At 48.6% G+C, this 19,071-nt stretch carries 13 protein-coding genes; 9 read left to right on the forward strand and 4 right to left on the reverse strand.

Annotation, left to right across the window (positions count from 1 at the left end):
- Positions 1-33: 33 nt before the first annotated feature.
- From H027_RS0102705 to melR, 8 genes are all read left to right on the forward strand, one after another.
- Positions 34-1,047, forward strand: coding sequence for a LacI family DNA-binding transcriptional regulator (locus H027_RS0102705; RefSeq protein WP_024870996.1), 1,014 nt, complete (start codon positions 34-36; stop codon positions 1,045-1,047).
- A 183-nt stretch (positions 1,048-1,230) separates the two neighbouring features.
- Positions 1,231-3,348, forward strand: a complete 2,118-nt coding sequence (locus H027_RS0102710; RefSeq protein ID WP_024870997.1) for an alpha-galactosidase — start codon at positions 1,231-1,233, stop codon at positions 3,346-3,348.
- 141 nt (positions 3,349-3,489) lie between these two features.
- Entirely contained in the window at positions 3,490-5,547 is a 2,058-nt protein-coding gene (locus tag H027_RS0102715) for an ABC transporter substrate-binding protein (RefSeq protein ID WP_024870998.1), read from the forward strand.
- A gap of 69 nt (positions 5,548-5,616) precedes the next feature.
- The gene (locus tag H027_RS0102720) at positions 5,617-6,615 is read left to right on the forward strand and encodes an ABC transporter permease (protein ID WP_024870999.1); all 999 of its coding nucleotides are present in this window, start codon (positions 5,617-5,619) and stop codon (positions 6,613-6,615) included.
- Positions 6,616-6,642: 27 nt separating this feature from the next.
- A complete protein-coding gene (locus H027_RS0102725; protein WP_024871000.1) occupies positions 6,643-7,767 on the forward strand; it encodes an ABC transporter permease in 1,125 nt (374 codons plus the stop codon).
- 14 nt (positions 7,768-7,781) lie between these two features.
- Positions 7,782-9,401, forward strand: a complete 1,620-nt coding sequence (locus H027_RS0102730; RefSeq protein ID WP_024871001.1) for an ABC transporter ATP-binding protein — start codon at positions 7,782-7,784, stop codon at positions 9,399-9,401.
- 34 nt (positions 9,402-9,435) lie between these two features.
- The gene (gene mgrA, locus H027_RS0102735) at positions 9,436-10,437 is read left to right on the forward strand and encodes an L-glyceraldehyde 3-phosphate reductase (RefSeq protein ID WP_024871002.1); all 1,002 of its coding nucleotides are present in this window, start codon (positions 9,436-9,438) and stop codon (positions 10,435-10,437) included.
- Between the two features lie 35 nt (positions 10,438-10,472).
- Positions 10,473-11,375, forward strand: a complete 903-nt coding sequence (gene melR / locus H027_RS0102740) for a transcriptional regulator MelR (RefSeq protein WP_024871003.1) — start codon at positions 10,473-10,475, stop codon at positions 11,373-11,375.
- Positions 11,376-11,390: 15 nt separating this feature from the next.
- Here melR and H027_RS0102745 read toward each other — a convergent pair whose 3' ends face one another.
- From H027_RS0102745 to metA, 4 genes are all read right to left on the reverse strand, one after another.
- The gene (locus tag H027_RS0102745) at positions 11,391-11,939 is read right to left on the reverse strand and encodes a GNAT family N-acetyltransferase (RefSeq protein ID WP_024871004.1); all 549 of its coding nucleotides are present in this window, start codon (positions 11,937-11,939) and stop codon (positions 11,391-11,393) included.
- A 28-nt stretch (positions 11,940-11,967) separates the two neighbouring features.
- Complete coding sequence (locus H027_RS0102750; protein ID WP_024871005.1) at positions 11,968-12,549, reverse strand: hypothetical protein; 582 nt, start codon at positions 12,547-12,549, stop codon at positions 11,968-11,970.
- A gap of 218 nt (positions 12,550-12,767) precedes the next feature.
- Complete coding sequence (metH, locus tag H027_RS0102755) at positions 12,768-16,481, reverse strand: methionine synthase (protein WP_024871006.1); 3,714 nt, start codon at positions 16,479-16,481, stop codon at positions 12,768-12,770.
- Positions 16,482-16,583: 102 nt separating this feature from the next.
- A complete protein-coding gene (gene metA / locus H027_RS0102760) occupies positions 16,584-17,531 on the reverse strand; it encodes a homoserine O-acetyltransferase MetA (RefSeq protein WP_024871007.1) in 948 nt (315 codons plus the stop codon).
- Between the two features lie 254 nt (positions 17,532-17,785).
- Here metA and H027_RS0102765 point away from each other — a divergent pair, with 254 nt between their 5' ends.
- Positions 17,786-19,063, forward strand: a complete 1,278-nt coding sequence (locus tag H027_RS0102765) for an HD-GYP domain-containing protein (protein ID WP_024871008.1) — start codon at positions 17,786-17,788, stop codon at positions 19,061-19,063.
- Positions 19,064-19,071 lie beyond the last annotated feature (8 nt).

The raw sequence follows: 19,071 nt of genomic DNA on the forward strand, positions 1-19,071 counted from the left end.
CCTGTTTTTATCCTCTTTATGCTGTAGAGAATTATGTCACTGAAAGCTATTGCTCAGGAATTAGGGATTTCGATCACCACCGTCAGTCGTGGTCTTAACGGTTATAGTGATGTAGCCGAACACACCCGAAAACTGATCATGGCTGCCGCAGAAGCTCGCGGTTATTTACCTAATGCGTCTGCCCGTCGTTTAAAGACCGGTCGTACGGATGCGATTGGGCTAGTCTATCCGATGACTACCGCCGCATTATATGACCCCAATCTGCTGGATATAGTTGCTCATATCACCAGTGCTTTAGCCGATTTTAATATCGATATCCTGATGGTGTCCGATCAGGAACATGATGGCACCTCCCCCTACATTCGCCTGATTGAAAGCGGTCGGGTAGATGCTTTGATCGTGATGGACGTGCTGGATGAAGATCCGCGCGTCAATTATCTGTTAGCCAGAGGCCATAAATTTCTTTCGTTTGGCCGTTGTAATGCAACACAACCCTACGCATGGTTTGACTTTGACTGTGAAGCTGGCAGCCGCTTAGCCGTGCAGCATCTCATTGAAAAAGGTCATACACGCATTGCTTATCTCGGCGGCAGTGACCATCGGGCTTTCGTGAATCAGCGAAAAGATGGCTATATTAAACAGATGAATGAGGCCAGGTTGGAAATTCCAGATGGTTTTGTGGTGGAAACAATTCGTAATCGTCGCAATGGCGTCACTGCCATGAAGCAGTTACTGCAGCTAGAGGTATTACCAACTGCGGTATTGATTGATAACAGCATGATGGCTGACGGCGCGATCATGGAAACCCTATCTGCCAATCTCAGACCGGGCGAAGATATCTCTTTTATCATTTACGACGGTTTACCCCCCGACTCCTTGTTAAATTACAACGCAACTTCAGTGCAACTTTCCACTTCCGCACAAAAAAGCAAGCAAATCGCAGATATGGTTCTGGCCCTGATCAATGGCGCCAATCCAGACAATCTCCATGTGTTATGGACCCCCGAAATTGTTTCCGGTGACACGGTGAAAGATTTGCGCTCTTAGCGTTGTTTTCTCCCTCAATGTAACAAAACGTTACGCAGCTCTCATTTAATTTCTCTTTTTTGTTCTCATTTTGCGTCTAATCACAAATCCAAAACGTTTCGGTATTGATCCGAAACGTTTTGGAATACCTTCCCGTCATCAGAATTAGCTTTTCAACTTATTTCCTGGCGGAGTATTAAAACAATGAAGGAAGACATCGTTCATCTGCATGGCAATACGTCTGACCTGATCATTCAGACCCATCCTGTCGTTGAGATTTTGTATTGGGGCGACAACATCTCTGGCGTTGAAACAAACGCAATTCAAGCCATCAAACGCGCCATTCCAAATGGTCGTCTGGATGTTGATACACCGATGACCATAAGCCCGGAACAGGGCCGTGGTGTGTTCAGCAGCCCCGGGATGGAAGGTCATCGCCAAGGTTTAGACTGGTCACCGGTCTTTGAATTCAAAACAATTCAGCAAAATGGCAATAATCTGCTGATCACCACTGAAGATCAGAACGCAGGTTTGCGACTGGTTTGCGAACTGAACTTAGACCCCAAAACGGATGTATTGCAGCTTCGTCATACACTGACCAACCTGAAATCTGAAACTTATCAGGTTGATCGTCTGGCTGTGACCCTCCCCTTGCCGGAACGCGCGGAAGAATTAATGGCGTTTCATGGCCGCTGGGTTCGCGAATTCCAACCACACCGACTGAAAGTGAAACACGGAGGTTATCAGCAGGAAAATCGCCGTGGTCGTACCTCACATGAATATTTTCCAGGCTTTATGCAGGGAACTTCAGGTTTCAGCGAACAACAAGGCGAGGTCTGGGGTTTCCATCTGGCCTGGAGTGGTAACCACCGTTTGCGCACTGATGTAAAAACAGATGGTCGCCGTTTTGTGCAGGCTGAAGCACTCTATTTCTCCGGCGAAATGACACTGGCAGAAGGCGAAAGCCTCAGTACACCGTGGGTTTACGCCGCCTACAGTGCACATGGCCTGAATGGTATGAGTCATGCGTTCCACCAGTTTATCCGTCAGCAGATTGTGCACTTTCCTGACAATAAACCTCGTCCAGTACACCTGAACACTTGGGAGGGGATCTATTTTGATCATAACCCTGAATACATTATGCAGATGGCCAGTCGTGCCGCGGAACTAGGAGTCGAACGCTTCATCATTGATGATGGCTGGTTTAAAGGCCGTAACAATGATCTGGCTGCGCTGGGTGACTGGTATCTGGATACGAAAAAATACCCGAATGGTCTGGAACCTGTCGTGGCACATGTGCGCAATCTCGGTATGGAGTTTGGCATCTGGGTTGAACCGGAAATGATCAACCCGGACTCCGACCTGTTCCGCGCTCATCCTGATTGGTTGCTGGCTGTTGAGGGTTATCAACAACCGACCGGACGCTATCAATACGTGCTGGATCTGCAGAAACCACAGGTGTTTGATTATCTGCTGAAACGTTTAGATAGTCTGCTCAGCAGTTACGACGTCGCTTATGTTAAATGGGACATGAACCGTGAGATCGTTCAGCCCGGACACGATGGTTATGCGGCACTGGATGGACAAACTAAAGCGTTGTATGACCTGTTGGATGAGTTGCGGTCTCGTCATCCCAAAGTGGAATTTGAATCTTGTGCGTCTGGCGGCGGGCGAATTGATTTCGAAATACTGAAACGTACTCACCGCTTCTGGACTTCCGATAACAACGATGCGCTCGAACGCCAGCACATCCAGCGCGGAATGAGCTATTTTTTCCCACCCGAAGTCATGGGCGCTCATATCGGCGGACGCCACTGCCATTGTACCCGTCGTTCTCACAGCATCGGTTTCCGCGGCCTGACGGCATTGTTTGGCCATATGGGAGTAGAGCTCGACCCAGTGAAAGAGAGTGCCGAAGAACGTGCCGGTTTTACGCGCTACATTGCGCTGCATAAACAGCTACGCTCATTACTGCACAGTGGCAAGGTAGTGCGTATCGACCATCATGATCCCGCTTTGCAAATCAATGGCGTCATTGCACAGGATCAATCCAGCGCGGTGTTCCTGTTAAGCCAACTGGCCATGCCAACCTATACACTTTCTGGTTGTGCCCGTTTTGCCGGGCTTGATCCGAATAAAAACTATCGTCTCAAAGTCTTGGATCACCCCGCCAGCCTGCGAACCGGCGGCGTAATGAAAAAGCTACCGCAATGGCTGGAGGAAGAGCTGACGCTCAGTGGCGCATGGCTAGCAAAAGCCGGGATCGCCTTACCCGTCATGGACCCAGAAAGTGCATTGTTAATCAGATTGGACGCCGTGTAAGCACACCTGTGCTTACTTAAATCATCAAGACCTGTATACGGAGTAACGGCTGTACCGTAGCGGCTTCAGGTTAATAAGAGAGAAATCTCGCTAAGCATACCCAACGTCAAGAACGAAGGGGATAAAAACAAGGATAAGCGAATGAAACAACACACATTCAAAATCAGCTTATTATCACTTTGCATTGCCAGTGTGGTTAGCATTGTTCCACACGCGTTTGCTGCTGAAGCTGAACCGTCCGCATTACCGAAAGCACAACCCTTTCCTGGCCAGGGAAAGGCGATGTTATTGTCTCAAAAAGATCTGTTGGAATATAAGGCGCTACCTTCCTATTCAGAACCAGCCTGGGTTCACAAACTGGTTGAAGAAGGCAAATTACCCCCGGTTAAAGATCGTCTGCCAAAAGAACCAATGGTGTTTATGAGCAAAGGGATGCCAGATGGTCCAGGTGTTTACGGCGGCGCATTCCGTATGGTCAGCGGCGGACGCCCTGAAGGGTGGAACTATGACGCAGGGAAAAATTCAGGCTGGGGTGGCACTGAATATACCGTTGCGGAATGTCTGACCCGTACCGGACCACTCACGACAATAAAGAAAGAAGAACAAACTCCGCTGCCTAACCTGGCCAAAAGCTGGGAATGGTCGCCGGATGGCAAGCAACTGACCATGCATCTGATCGAAGATGCAAAATGGTCGGATGGCAAGCCCTTCTCGTCTGATGATGTGATGTTCCTGTGGAATGACAACATTCTGGATCCGCATGTGACAGCATGGGCGAATGCTGATACTTACGGCAACGGCACCACCCTTGAGGCACTGGACAAAAACACCATTCGCTGGACCTTCAAAGAAGCACGTCCAACCCAATATCTCTACAGCATGGCCTTCTTCCGGATGTGCCCTGGCCCTGCTCATGTGTTGAAGCAGTTCCATCCTAAATACAACAAAAACGCCACTTACAGCAGTTATGCCAATGCACTGCCGCCGGACAAAATGCCGGTTGTCACTATGGGTGCCTGGGTACCGGTTTATCATAAAGCGGATCAGATGATTGTGCTGCGTCGTAATCCGTACTACTGGAAAGTTGACGAAAAAGGTCAGCAATTGCCTTACATGGATGAGTTGCGCTTCAAATTATCGACCTGGACCGATCGCGAAGTGCAAACCGTGGCGGGTAATGCTGATTACGCGAACATGGAAAACCCGACCAACTACGTTGAATCAATCAAAAAATCGAAACAAGCAAACTCACCGGCACGACTGGATTTCAGCCCTCGTTTCTTAGGCTGGTCCTTATTTATGAATCTGTCTGAAGACGTCGGGGCAACAGATGAACGAGAAAAAGCCATCCGTCTGCTGAATCGTCAACTGAAATTCCGTCAGGCCATCAGTCATGCCATTGATCGCAATGCACTGGGTCAAGCGATGGTTCGTGGGCCGTTTGCGCGTCCTTATGCCGGGGGCCTCTATCCGGAAGGCGTCGTCAATGATGGCTCGGTGGTTTATTACGGTTACAACCCGAAACTGGCGAAAGAATTATTGGCCGATGTGGGCTTAAAAGACACCGATGGTAATGGCATCCTGAACTGGACCTCAGGCCCAATGAAAGGCAAGGATGTCGAAATCACCATGACCACGCCAGACGGTCCCGGTGAAACATCACTGTCTGAAGGCTTAGTCTCCATGTTGCGTGAAGTCGGAATAAAGCTGATCCCCCGCCCGATGCAGGGAGCACAGGTTGATGCGGCTTTAGGTGCCAGCACATACGACTTCTTCATTCGTCGTAATGACAACGAGTATATCCAGCCGATCCAACTGGCAGAAGCATTAGCCCCAGTGCATGACCAGACCCCTTACTGGCATAAGGGCACCAAAGCGAAACCCCAAAATCTGCTGCCGTTTGAAAAAGATCTGGTGAGCTTGATTGACCAATTCCAACACGAATCGGATTTGAGCAAACAACTGGAAACTCTCAATCAGTACAACAAGGTGTTCACTCAGAATGTCTATAACGTCGGTCTGGTATCTGTTCCGGGTGCCTTGATCCTGAATAAACGCCTGAAAAACGTGCCGCCAGGAACCCCGATTATGAGTTTCCAATGGGCGGAAGACTCCATCATGCGTGAACGGATCTGGATCGATCCTAAATCAGCGCCAGTTGAAGAACTGATGCCAGGTAAACTGCCTGACTATCAGTGAATCAGTAGATTGTAGTTATCAAACTGGTCACCGCATAAGTGGTGACCGGTCTTCAACAAGGAATGCATTATGTTCGGTTTTATTATCAAGCGTTTACTGGCTGCAATCCCACTATTGCTCATCCTCAGTATGATCTCGTTTTTCCTGATCCAGGTTCCGCCGGGAGATTATGCCGATCGATTGAAAAGTCAGGCAATCACGATGTCAGGGATGAGCGAACAGGATGCGCAGAAAATGGCAGATAGCTACCGCGCAGAACATGGCATGAACGCTCCGTTGCCTGTGCAGTATGTTCACTGGATTGGCAAAATTGTGACCAAGGGCGATTTTGGCGATTCATACATCTATAACAAACCGATCAGCCAGTTGATTATGGATCGGTTGCCCATGACCTTGCTGATAGCCCTGATGTGTCATTTTGGCTCGACCGTGGTGGGAACCTTGCTCGGCATTTATGTCGCTACCCGCCAATACAGCATTGCCGACACCATAGTGACGATTTTTGCGTTCATCGGCATGACAACCCCCCGCTTTGTTCTGGCCTTAATCATGCTCTATCTACTGGTGTTCCATTTTGGCTCGACGAATGTCGCGGCATTATTTTCCCCGGAATACACCATGGCACCGTGGAGTCTGGCGAAATTCGGCAACCTGCTGGTGCATATCTGGCCGGTCTTACTGGTCGCTATTTTTGGTGGTATGGCGCAAAACCTGCGTGTGATGCGTTCGAATATGCTGGATGTCATGCAAGCGCAATATGTTGAAACTGCCCGCGCCAAAGGGTTGTCACCGATGCGAGTTTTGTTTCGCCATATCGTACCGAATGCGCTGCATCCGATGATCATGTTCCAGGGGGTGGCCCTGCCCTACATGATCGCCGGTGAGCTGGAAATTGCGATTGTCTTTGCCCTGCCAACTGTTGGCCCCTTGATTGTGCAGGCTATGCACGACCAAGACGTTTTTGTCGTGGCCTCGTTTATGTTGATCCTCGCGGCAACCTTGGTGATCGGCAACCTGATTGCAGACGTGGTGCTGGCATTACTGGACCCTCGTGTCCGTCTGTCCTGATAAGAGGATTTCATCATGGAGAATACTATGCAGTCTGAAATCATTCTGGAACAAGATCCCCGGGAACGTCCTAAAAGCGTCGATGAGCGTTATCTCGCCTTGGTCTGGCGTCGCTTTAAACGCAACAAGCTGGCCCTCGTTTCGATGTGGATGATTGTGGCAATGTTAATGCTGGCCGTTTTCGCTTCGTTCTTTGCACCACAAGATCCGGCGGAACGCAGCAATGAAAATGTCTATCTGCCACCGCAATCGATTCATTTTTTCAGTGATGAAGGGTTTTCGATCCGCCCATTTGTCTATCCGTATGAAACCACATACGACCCGGAAACCTTTGAAGCCAAATACACGCAGAACACCGATAAAAAAGTGTATCTGCAATTTTTCAGCGACGGTTGGGAATATAATTTTCTGGGTATGACGTTTAAAACCCATCTGTTTTCAGCGCAGGATAATCAACACGTTTATCTGCTGGGCACCGATGGTATGGGGCGCGATGAACTGAGCCGTATCTTCCACGGCATGGGCGTGACGTTGCTGATGGCCGGCCTGATCACCACCATCTGTGTAGTCATTGGTAGTCTGGTCGGGATCACCTCCGGCTATCTGGGCGGGAAAGCGGATTTGTGGATCCAACGTCTGGTTGAACTGATGCTGGCCTTCCCCGAATTGCCGCTTTATCTGTCTGTAATTGCCATTTTGCCCAAAACCGTCTCCCCCAAAACCACCTTTATCCTGTTTGTATTGCTACTGGGCTGTCTGAAATGGGCGCAGCTGGCGCGGGAAGTGCGCGGCAAAGCCCTGGTGTTACGTGAAATGGACTATGTGAAATCCGCCATTGCCGCGGGGGCATCGGATGGCCGTATCGTCGTGCACCATATTCTGCCGAACGTGTTGTCACATGTCATTGTGGTTGCCACCGGCATGATCCCCACCTTTATTCTCACTGAAAGTTTCCTGAGTTTCCTAGGGGTCGGCGTGCAGCCACCGATGATCAGTCTGGGTCTGTTACTCAATGCAGCCCGCGATTATCAGGTGTTAGGTTCTTACCCTTGGTTGCTGGCACCGGTCGGTTTCATTCTGGTTTCAGTATTAGTGTTCAACGCTGCCGGTGACGGTCTGCGTGATGCGGTTGATCCGTACTCAGGTCGTTAAGCGAGGATTTTAAGATGAATGAACAAACCCTGTTAGTAAATGCAGAAAACATTCAGGTCGATTTCAAAACCGAAGGCGGTATTGCTCAGGCCGTACGTGATGTTTCCTTCAAAATCTACAAAGGCCAGACCGTCGCATTGGTCGGTGAATCCGGCTCCGGCAAATCAATCTCAGCCCGTGTGCTGATGAAACTGCTCCCCAAAAGTGCCATCGTCGGGAAAGACACCCGGATCACCCTGCATGGTGAAGACATGAGCGCCTATAACGAACAGGACATGCGTAAAATCCGCGGGAAAAAAATCGGCATGATCTTTCAGGAGCCCATGACTTCGCTGAACCCGATCTATACCGTGGGCGATCAGATCGGTGAAATTATCCGTGAACACAATCGCGCCATCACCAAACAAGAACTCCGCGAACAGGTACTCTCCTTACTTAAAGAAATGCAACTGCCGGATCCGGAAAAACGCATTGATCAATATCCGCATCAGATGTCCGGTGGCCAGCGTCAACGTGTCATGATCGCCATGGCGCTGGCGAATAAACCCGACCTGTTGATTGCCGATGAACCCACCACGGCGCTGGATGTCACCGTGCAGGCAGAAATTCTTAATCTGCTGAAACGGCTGCAGGAAAAATTCCACATGGGTGTGCTGTTAATCACTCACGATCTGACCATTGTGCGCAAATATGCCGACTGGGTCTATGTGATGCAGCATGGTCAAGTGGTTGAAAATAACGAAACCGAAAGTTTGTTTACCAACCCGACGCACGGTTACACGCAACATCTGCTGAACTCTGAACCCAAAGGCACCGCACCTGCCGTTCCCACTGATAATCCTATTATTCTGGAAGGCAAAAATGTACAGGTCTCCTTTGTCACTGAGCCTGGCAACTGGTGGTTACGCCGTCCAGAAAAACGATTCGCGGCAGTGAAAGGGCTAGATCTGACGCTCCGCCGAGGTGAAACACTGGGGATCGTTGGCGAATCGGGCTCTGGCAAAACCACACTGGGTCACGCCATTTTGCGGCTGTTAGAGTCAGAGGGAGAGCTTATTTACGATGGCATGACACTGCATGATCGCGATCGCAAGGCGATGCGACCACTGCGTAAACGCATGCAGATCGTATTTCAAGACCCCTTCTCTTCACTGAACCCTCGTATGACCGTGCGCCAGATCATTCAGGAAGGGATGATAATCAACAACATTGGCACCGATGCCGAGGATCGTGAACAACGTGCCATTCAGGCCTTACAGGAATCTGGGTTGGCCCCGTTTGCATTAGACCGCTTCCCGCATGAATTCTCTGGCGGACAACGTCAGCGCATTGCCATTGCGAAAGCCATTGCGATGGAACCTGAATTCATTTTGCTGGATGAGCCGACCTCCGCGCTCGATTTGTCAGTGCAGAACCAGATCATCCAACTGTTACGACAATTACAGCAAAAACATCATCTTTCTTATCTGTTTATCAGCCATGATTTACGGGTAGTCAGAGCGTTATGCCACCGGATCATGGTGATGCGACACGGAGATTTAGTCGAAATGGGCGATACCGTCACGGTGATGGATGACCCAAAAGAGGAATATACCCGACGACTGATCCGAGCCGCATTTGAGGTGGCCGCCTGATCGAATAATCAAGCAGTAAATACCGGAGGAAAGTATGTCGGATTATTTGCCGAACGAAGATCGTTATAGCCAGATGCATTATCGTCGTAGCGGCCAAAGTGGATTGAAGCTACCACGCGTCAGTCTTGGTCTTTGGCACAACTTTGGCGATACCGCCATTCAGGATTCTGCCCGCAACTTGATTCGACATGCCTTTAACTGCGGTATTACGCATTTCGATCTGGCGAATAACTACGGCCCCCCACCCGGCTCAGCGGAAGAGAATTTTGGCAAGATCTTAAAACAGGATTTTCGTTCCTTGCGGGATGAATTGATTATCTCAACCAAGGCTGGTTATCCGATGTGGAACGGCCCGTACGGGGATGGTGGCAGTAAAAAATATCTGGTGTCCAGTCTGGATCAAAGCCTGCAACGCATGGGATTGGACTATGTCGATATTTTCTACCACCATCGCCCAGATCCGAACACCCCACTGGAAGAAACCATGGCGGCGCTAGATCTGATCGTGCGTCAGGGTAAAGCCTTGTACGTTGGTCTTTCCAATTATCCGGCTGAATTGACCAAACGCGCCGCACAGATCCTGAAGTCACTGGGCACGCCTTGCATCATCCACCAGCCCAAATATTCAATGTTTGAGCGCTGGGTAGAAAGCGGGTTGCTGGATGTGTTATCGGAAGAACAGATCGGCGGTATTGCGTTCTCGCCACTGGCTGGTGGCCTGCTGACCGACCGTTATCTGAATGGCATACCGGAAGATTCTCGCGCCGTTAAAGATGGTCGTTATCTGAAACCGACCGATATCACTGAGGCTCGGATAAAGGTTATCGCAGAACTCAACCACATCGCTTACCTGCGTGGACAAAAACTGTCGCAGATGGCGTTGCAATGGGTGTTGCGTCAACCGGCAATCACGTCAGTATTAATCGGTGCCAGTAAAACCAGCCAGATTGATGATGCCGTAGCCGCCTTACACTGTGTCGAATTGAGTGCCAAAGAACTATCACGAATCGACGAAATACTCGCTGAACCGCATTAATCAACACTAATGCCTCGGCCTTGCAGGAGAGAATAGTGACTGACCCAACTGAAATCAGCCCGTTGACCTGGCAAAAAGCCGATGAAATATTGAGTGTTGTCTTCCGTCAGCCCGGCGATATGCCGGGCTATCACTGGCACCGCCAAATAGAGGTCAATATTCCATTTGGCGGCCCGGTCCGTTATCTGATCAATGACCATCAGATCCAGCTTCCGGAAGGCCATATCGGCGTATTCTGGGGCGTGATCCCGCATCGGTTGATTGAGTGTGAAAACTGCACCCAGATGGGTGTCATCAACATTCCGCTTTCTCACTTTCTGGCTTTACCGGTGGATGATTTACTGCTGAATAAGATTTTACATGGCAGTGTCGTCATCTCTACGACCAAAGGGCTTTTCGGACACCATGAGGTGCTGCGTTGGCATAATGACAGTAAAAGCGGCTCCCACGGTCTATACCAATTAATGCAGGAAGAAATAGTATTGATGATGAAGCGTGTTGCAGTGTCAGGCTGGCAGGAGTTATTGCATACCGAACCGGGTAAATTGCACAGCCTGCGGATGAATGAGCGCAAAATCCGCTATATCCAGGCAATGCTAAGTTTCATATCCAAACATTATCATGAAGCCATCCGGGTCAACGATGTTGCGGAACAAATTCAGCTGCATCCGAATTATGCGATGAATCTGTTTAAACAAGTCATGGGGTATTCAATCAAAGATCATATTACCATGATGAAGGTTAACCATGCCCGCGCCTTGCTGGCTGAAACCAATCGTTCGATGCTGGATATTTCATTGACGACCGGGTTTAGCGCCATGAGCCGGTTTTACGAAGCATTTCAAAAACTGGTTGGCGTCACGCCCAATCAATATCGTATACATACCCGCAACAATACCGAGCAGCTATCACATCCTGTTGGAACTGAAACCACTTAGTATGCTCTCATAAACCTAGATCTGTGCAGATGTATCATCCAAATTACAACGCATTCGCAATCCATGCCGGTCTAAACCATAGTAATCAGCCAGCGTTGCAGAAATATGCATTCCCATTTGTGAATATAAGCGTTTAGCTGCATCATTTTCACAATCTACTGACAAATACAGTGCCCGCAGATGCCACTGTCGGGCTAATGCCTGCGACAAATGCATGAGCCAGCGCCCCACGCCTTTTTGCCGATATGACCAATGCACCGCCAGCACCCGGATCTCCAGCCCCTGCCAGCCACGATGTGGCAATAAACAAAGATAGGCGACGAGAATTTCTTTCTCAAAGATCAGAATAGTTGAACAAGATGATGTATCGATCAGGTATTTCCACCGACGACGGCCAAATGCTAGATAGGGGTTAAAACAATAACGTTCCAGATGTAACAATGCAGGAATATCTGACGCGGCTGCAATTTTACATTCCAGTTCAGTGACAGAGTTTATAGGGTGCTTTAAAAAATACGCCAGCACATCTTGTTCGCGCTGGCGTTTATCGGTGGGCTGCATCATAACAGTCCGACATCATTAAGAGAGATGATTATTTATGCAGAGGCTCTGGCAATGGCTCACCGGTGATTGGATGACGCGCCTCAAGAATATCTTTACGTTCCATCAGTTTAGAGATCAATTTGTTATCTGATTTCTTAATGGAATCTTCGGCAGCAGGTTCAGAATGCACTTCAATGGGGGCCTTCTTCAGCACTGGCTTTTCCAGTTTCAGCTCTTCTGATTTTGGCGCAACAGAAGCAGAACCACTGCCATCCTGAATGATGCAGATACGTTCATGGTATTCTTCATCAATACAGTTTTCTAAAAGACTGTCAGCATCGACACCATCAGCAATAACCGTCAGGCTGGCATCCGGCGTTTTTTCGATATGACGGCCCAGCAACCATGCCAGATACATTTCAGCCTGATGACTGCTGTTACCTTTGAAAGTCAGCAATTCAACCGGCAAACCACACTGACTCTGGATCCGCAGTAACTCTTTCACTAATTCGATCGGCAGAGTTTTCTGGGTGGCACTGACCACAATTTCAATCTGGTTAAATTTGGTCAGATCCAGATCCAGACATTTATTCACCGCATGTTCAAGAACAATCAATATATTTCGTTGCATACCCGCTATCCTTTATTATTCATACGAAATGGAGACGACATTACCCTCTGCCAAGAGGGCCAGAGTATCGGGCCTAAATAATTAGTTCAATGCTCCACACAGAACCTTTGCAAGATAATTACAATTCTTGTGATCTATGCTGAAGCTTAATTTATATTTTAGTTCAAAAAACAAGCAGGGCCCGCAAAGGGCCCTTGAAATAGTAAATAAAAGATACGTTATTGCGCATCATAACCCAGATTCGGGGCCAACCAGCGCTCAGCTTCTGCCAAGGTCATTTGTTTACGCGCTGCATAATCTTCAACCTGGTCTTTCTGAATGCCGGCAACTGCAAAATACTTGCACTGTGGATGACTGAAATAGAAACCAGACACGGCTGCAGCAGGCAGCATGGCGAAAGAATCCGTCAGCTTCATGCCAATGGCCTGTTCAACGTTCAGTAATTGCCATAACGTCCCTTTCTCTGTGTGCTCTGGGCACGCCGGATAGCCTGGGGCAGGACGGATCCCCTGATAATTCTCACGGATCAGCTCTTCATTAGTCAGATTTTCATCTGCCGCATAACCCCAGTACGTTTTCCGTACCTGTTCATGCAAATATTCAGCAAATGCTTCTGCCAGACGATCACAAACAGCCTGAATCAAAATGGCGTTATAATCATCCCCTGCCGCTTTGTAATGTTCGGCCAGCTCGGCTTCACCAATCCCGCCCGTGACAGCGAACCCACCAAAATAATCAGCGACACCACTGTCTTTCGGTGCAATGAAATCGGCCAAACAGTAATTCGGGAATACTTCTCCATTCCGGGCCTGACTGACTTTGTCTGTCTGCTGACGCAGGAAACGGAACGTTTGCAATACCTGACTGCGTGATTCATCGGTATAAACCACGATATCATCGCCAGTCCGGTTGGCAGCAAACAGGCCGATAATACCGCGGACATTCACCTCACCTGAATCCTGCAAACGGTCTAACATCGCCAGTGCATCGTGATACAGGCGGGTTGCCTCTTCTCCCACCACTTCATCTTCCAGAATACGAGGGAATTTACCGGCCAGTTCCCAGCTCAGAAAGAACGGCGTCCAGTCGATATATTCACGCAGCATTGCAATCGACACGTTGTCGATCACTTGAATACCCAGTTGCTTCGGTTTCGGTGGTTGATAATTCTGCCAGTCCAGTTTCAGGGCATTGGCACGGGCAGCAGCCAGCGATATTGGCGGCGTACGCGGTTGTTTACGAGCATGTTGTTCACGTACTACCTTATATTCTTCACGTAAACGTTCCACAAAGGGCGCTTTCAGGTCAGCACTTAACAGACTTTGCGCTACCCCTACCGCCCGCGAGGCATTGGAAACATAAACCACCGGTTCACTGTAGTTTTGCTCAATCTTCACGGCCGTGTGTGCCTTCGAGGTGGTCGCGCCACCAATCAGCAATGGGATCTTAAAGCCCTGGCGTTCCATCTCTTTGGCAACATGTACCATTTCATCCAAAGACGGCGTGATCAATCCTGACAATCCGATCATATCGGCATTTTCTTCACGCGCAGTTTGCAAAATCTTCTCACAAGACACCATTACGCCCAGATCGATGATTTCATAGTTATTACATTGCAACACCACACCGACAATGTTTTTACCGATATCGTGCACGTCACCTTTCACGGTCGCCATGACAATTTTACCGTTTGCCTGACCCACATTTTTTTCCAGCTCAATATAAGGCTGTAAATAGGCGACTGCACGTTTCATGACACGTGCCGATTTAACCACCTGAGGCAGAAACATCTTACCCGCCCCAAACAGATCACCCACGACATTCATGCCTTCCATCAGTGGCCCTTCAATCACTTCGATTGGACGGGTAGCCTGCTGACGCGCTTCTTCTGTATCTTCATCAATAAAATCGGTGATCCCTTTCACCAATGCATGTTCCAGCCGTTTATTCACCGGCCAGCTTCGCCATTCCTGCTCACGCGGATCGGCCGCCTGTTGCGCCGCGCCACCCCGGTATTTCTCAGCAATCGCCAACAACTCTTCGGTTGCGCCCGGATGGGTATTTAACACCACCGCTTCTACTTTTTCTTTCAACTCAGCGGGGATATCTTCATAAATAGCTAATTGTCCGGCGTTGACGATCCCCATATCCATCCCATTTTGGATGGTGTAATACAGGAACACGGAGTGGATCGCCTCACGCACCGGGTCGTTGCCACGAAACGAGAATGACACGTTGGACACACCACCGGAAATCATGGCATAGGGCAGATTTTCTTTGATGTCTTTCACCGCTTCGATGAAATCCACCGCATAGTTGTTGTGCTCGTCGATCCCGGTCGCAACAGCAAAAATATTCGGGTCAAAAATGATATCTTCAGGTGGGAAACCCACCTCTTCTGTCAGGATCTTGTACGCCCGTTGGCAGATCTCAAATTTGCGGGCGCGTGTATCAGCCTGCCCCATCTCATCAAAAGCCATGACAATCACCGCCGCACCATAACGACGGATCAGTTTTGCCTGAGCAATGAATTTGTCGACCCCTTCCTTCATCGAGATCGAGTTGACGATGCCTTTCCCCTGAATGCATTTCAAACCCGCTTCAATGACTTCCCATTTAGAGGAGTCAATCATGATCGGTACGCGGGAAATATCCGGTTCAGACGCAATCAGATTCAGAAAGCGCACCATGCAGGCTTCGGCATCCAACATGCCTTCATCCATGTTGATGTCTATGATCTGCGCACCGTTTTCAACCTGCTGACGCGCGATATCCAGCGCCTCATCATATTGTTCTTCTTTGATCAACCGTTTGAACTTGGCTGAACCGGTCACATTGGTACGTTCCCCCACGTTCACAAACATGGAGTTTTTATCAATCAGCAAAGGCTCTAAACCTGCCAGACGGCATGCCACAGGCAGCTCCGGCAAGACACGCGGTTTGATGCCGTCGACAGCTCGCGCCATCGCACGAATATGGTCAGGCGTCGTACCGCAGCAGCCCCCCACCATATTCAGGAAACCCGATTCCGCCCATTCCCGGATGTGCTCGGCCATTTCATTGGCTTCCAGATCATAGCCACCGAACGCATTGGGCAAACCGGCATTCGGATGCACGGAGACATAGGTTTCACTGATACGGGCCAGTTCCTGCACATATTGGCGTAACTCTTTGGGCCCCAACGCGCAGTTCAGACCAAAGGAGAGCGGTTTGGCATGGCGTAACGAGTTATAGAAGGCTTCGGTTGTCTGCCCTGATAGCGTTCGGCCGGAAGCATCGGTGATCGTACCGGAAATCATAACCGGTAATTTAACGCCCAGTTTTTCAAACACCGAATCAACAGCAAAGAATGCCGCCTTGGCATTCAACGTGTCGAAGATGGTCTCAATCATGATGATATCGACACCACCTTCCATCAGTGCCTCGGTAGATTCTTTATAAGCCTCTACCAACTGATCAAATGTCACATTGCGCTTGCCCGGATCATTCACATCTGGAGAGATAGATGCAGTACGGTTTGTCGGGCCCAAAACGCCGGCCACAAAACGCGGTTTTTCAGGTGTTTTTTCGTTCCACGCATCCGCTACGCGGCGAGCCAGACGCGCCGCTTCACGATTGATCTCAGCGGATAACTCTTCCATATGATAATCCGCCATCGCAATACGGGTGGCGTTGAAGCTGTTGGTTTCAAGAATATCTGCGCCGGCAGCCAGATAAGCATCGTGGATAGCCGCAATCACTTCTGGTTTGGTCAACACCAGCAAGTCGTTATTACCTTTCAGGTCTGACGGCCAATCGGCAAATCGCTCGCCCCGAAAATCGTGCTCCTGCAGTTGATAGCTTTGGATCATGGTTCCCATGCCGCCATCAATAAGCAGAATACGTTCCTGTAATGACTGATGCAGTGCTGATGTATTTACCTTTACGACCACGGGTGGCTTCCTCAATCTCGGTGATGCAGATAATGCTGAAACTAAACTGTCCGACATCCGTGCCGGACAGTTTCGTCATACGACGGTACTGGAAAAATCGACTCAGATTTCCCAGTTTGGCTCATTTCGCTCCTGAACCAGTGTATTTAAATCATAGGGGGTCAACTGATAAACGTAATAGTTGAGCCAGTTAGAGAATAACAGATGTCCGTGGCTACGCCAGCTATGGTATGGCGGATTAGCCGGATCATTATTGGGATAATAATTGGCCGGAATGTTCGGGTCGAGCCCCGCCGTCAGATCTCGGTGATATTCGTTATGCAATGTTTCCGCATCGTATTCCGGATGCCCGGTGACAAACACCTGCCGGCAGTCTTCGCTCGCAGCCAGATACACTCCTGCAACATCGGATTCAGCAAAAATTCGCAAATCTGTATTAGCGCGGATGAAATCGCCATCAAAAGAAGCGTAACGGGAATGTGGGGCCAGAAAAACATCATCAAACCCACGCACCAGCGGATCTTGTTGTTCCAGCTTCCGATGATAATAAACACCGGATAATTTTACATCGCGGGTTTGTTTTTCCAATCCATACAACACCTTGAGCGCAGCTTGTGCCGCCCAACAAAGAAACAGTGTGGAGGTTACATTCTTCTTAGACCACTCAATGATCTTGATCAGCGTATCCCAATACACCACATCCTTGAACTGTACCAACCCTAATGGGGCCCCTGTAATGATCAATCCATCATATTTATTGTCTTTAATCTGATCAAAATCCTGATAGAAAGTTTCAACATGGATCCGCGGGGTATTCTTTGATTCCCGGTCATCAATACGTAATAAATCAACAATCACCTGCAATGGTGAATTGGAAAGCATGCGCATCAATTGAATTTCCGTTTCAATTTTTTTTGGCATCAGGTTCAACAACAGCACTTTCAGTGGTCGGATATCCTGATGCGCTGCACGACTGTCGGTCATGACGAAAATATTTTCTTCTGTCAGAACACCGGCGGCAGGTAATTGGTCGGGAATTTTGATTGGCATGACTTGCTCCCACATCTATCAGTAAAAACGTCTGGACATCCAGAAATCTACACCATCCAGAAAGACCTGTCACCAAGAACCCCTTCTGATCGCTCTACTGAGAATTACGTTGGTTAAAATAACAACGATCATAGGTTGAAAATATTCTGAAGGAATCACAGGAACTGATTTTAGTGAAACAGGAACTAACAAATGCTTTTTATAGCTGCTACCATTCAGTAACCTAGGTTAAGTTTTATGTGTTATATGACGTTATGGCAGAATTACGTATATCCGTCGATCGTTTACAAATCGGAAACTATATTAAGCTGCCTTTAAGTTGGCGTGATCACCCGTTCCTGCTTTCCAGCTTCCTGTTGAAAAAAGAAGAGCAAATTCAATTAATCCGCCAACTCGGTTTAAAATTTGTTTTTATTATTCCTGAAAAATCAGAAGCCCCGCCGAAACCTGCAGAAATTCTTGAATTACCGCAAAGTGATATCGACTTAAATGATGAAATCTCTTCGCTGCAAGAAAAAATGCAGAGCGAAAAAGCAGAGCGAATTGAGAAACTCAAAGAATATCGCCGTAGTCTGCAGCGCACAGAACAATCGTTTAATCGTTCGCTGGCACAAATGCGCGCATTGATCAACAAGCTGCAAACCCGCCCGCTCAATGCTATTCGTGAAGCACATGAGCTGGTAGATGACATCACAAAACAAATGATGCAGGCCGATCAGATGGTACTGCACCTCATGTCTGATTCCCCGGAAGGTGAAAGCCTTTATTACCATTCGCTCAACGTCGCCATGTTGTCGATGTTATTGGCCAAGCAGTGTGGTAAATCGGAAGAAGAGATAAAACTACTGGGAATGGCTGCGATTTTCCATGATATTGGTAAGATCAAGATACCGTCTCAGATCTTGCGAAAAACCGAACCGCTAACCAAGCCAGAAGAAAACCTGTATAAACTGCATCCGCGTTATAGTCTGGCGTTGTTAGATCTGGCACAGGAATTCCCGACGCAGGCCAAAGGCATGATTCTAAAGCATCATGAACGACTTGACGGTTCCGGTTATCCTGAAGGGTTGAAAGCCTCCCAGTTAGATGACCTGACGCAACTGATGTCGGTCATTGATGAATATGACTCCTTGTGTCATCCACAAATGGGCGGCAAAGCGGCAGCAACACCTCATACGGTGTTGTCATTTATGTTCAAACATAAAACCAAACAATTGAATAAAGATTACATTGGCTTGCTGATAAAACACTTGGGGATCTACCCGCCCGGTAGCGTGGTCGAGTTATCCAATGGACAGGTTGGATTAGTCATGTCAGTCAACAGTCAACGTCTGCTCTACCCCGCCGTGCAGGTCTATGATCCTGCAGTTCCGCGTAATGAAGCGGCAATAATTGATTTGGAAAATATGAATCTAAGCATCAAGCGAGTATTATTACCCTCTCGATTGCCGCAGGAAATCTTTGATTATCTCAGTCCGCGAACTCGTATCAGTTACTTCTTCGACTCTTCAAATGGGGCCAATGGTAGCTGATTTTTAGC

The sequence above is a fragment of the Tolumonas lignilytica genome (genome assembly GCF_000527035.1).
Classification (GTDB): Bacteria; Pseudomonadota; Gammaproteobacteria; order Enterobacterales; family Aeromonadaceae; genus Tolumonas; species Tolumonas lignilytica.

Bases quoted from the DNA above. Each gene is read 5' to 3' on its own strand.
- H027_RS0102725 (WP_024871000.1), top strand. From the start codon at position 6,643: ATGCAGTCTGAAATCATTCTGGAACAAGATCCCCGGGAACGTCCTAAA.
- H027_RS0102710 (WP_024870997.1), top strand. From the start codon at position 1,231: ATGAAGGAAGACATCGTTCATCTGCATGGCAATACGTCTGACCTGATC.
- H027_RS0102720 (WP_024870999.1), top strand. From the start codon at position 5,617: ATGTTCGGTTTTATTATCAAGCGTTTACTGGCTGCAATCCCACTATTG.
- H027_RS0102745 (WP_024871004.1), bottom strand. From the start codon at position 11,939: ATGATGCAGCCCACCGATAAACGCCAGCGCGAACAAGATGTGCTGGCG.
- metA (WP_024871007.1), bottom strand. From the start codon at position 17,531: ATGCCAATCAAAATTCCCGACCAATTACCTGCCGCCGGTGTTCTGACA.
- H027_RS0102765 (WP_024871008.1), top strand. From the start codon at position 17,786: ATGGCAGAATTACGTATATCCGTCGATCGTTTACAAATCGGAAACTAT.
- H027_RS0102715 (WP_024870998.1), top strand. From the start codon at position 3,490: ATGAAACAACACACATTCAAAATCAGCTTATTATCACTTTGCATTGCC.
- mgrA (WP_024871002.1), top strand. From the start codon at position 9,436: ATGTCGGATTATTTGCCGAACGAAGATCGTTATAGCCAGATGCATTAT.
- H027_RS0102705 (WP_024870996.1), top strand. From the start codon at position 34: ATGTCACTGAAAGCTATTGCTCAGGAATTAGGGATTTCGATCACCACC.
- H027_RS0102730 (WP_024871001.1), top strand. From the start codon at position 7,782: ATGAATGAACAAACCCTGTTAGTAAATGCAGAAAACATTCAGGTCGAT.
- H027_RS0102750 (WP_024871005.1), bottom strand. From the start codon at position 12,549: ATGCAACGAAATATATTGATTGTTCTTGAACATGCGGTGAATAAATGT.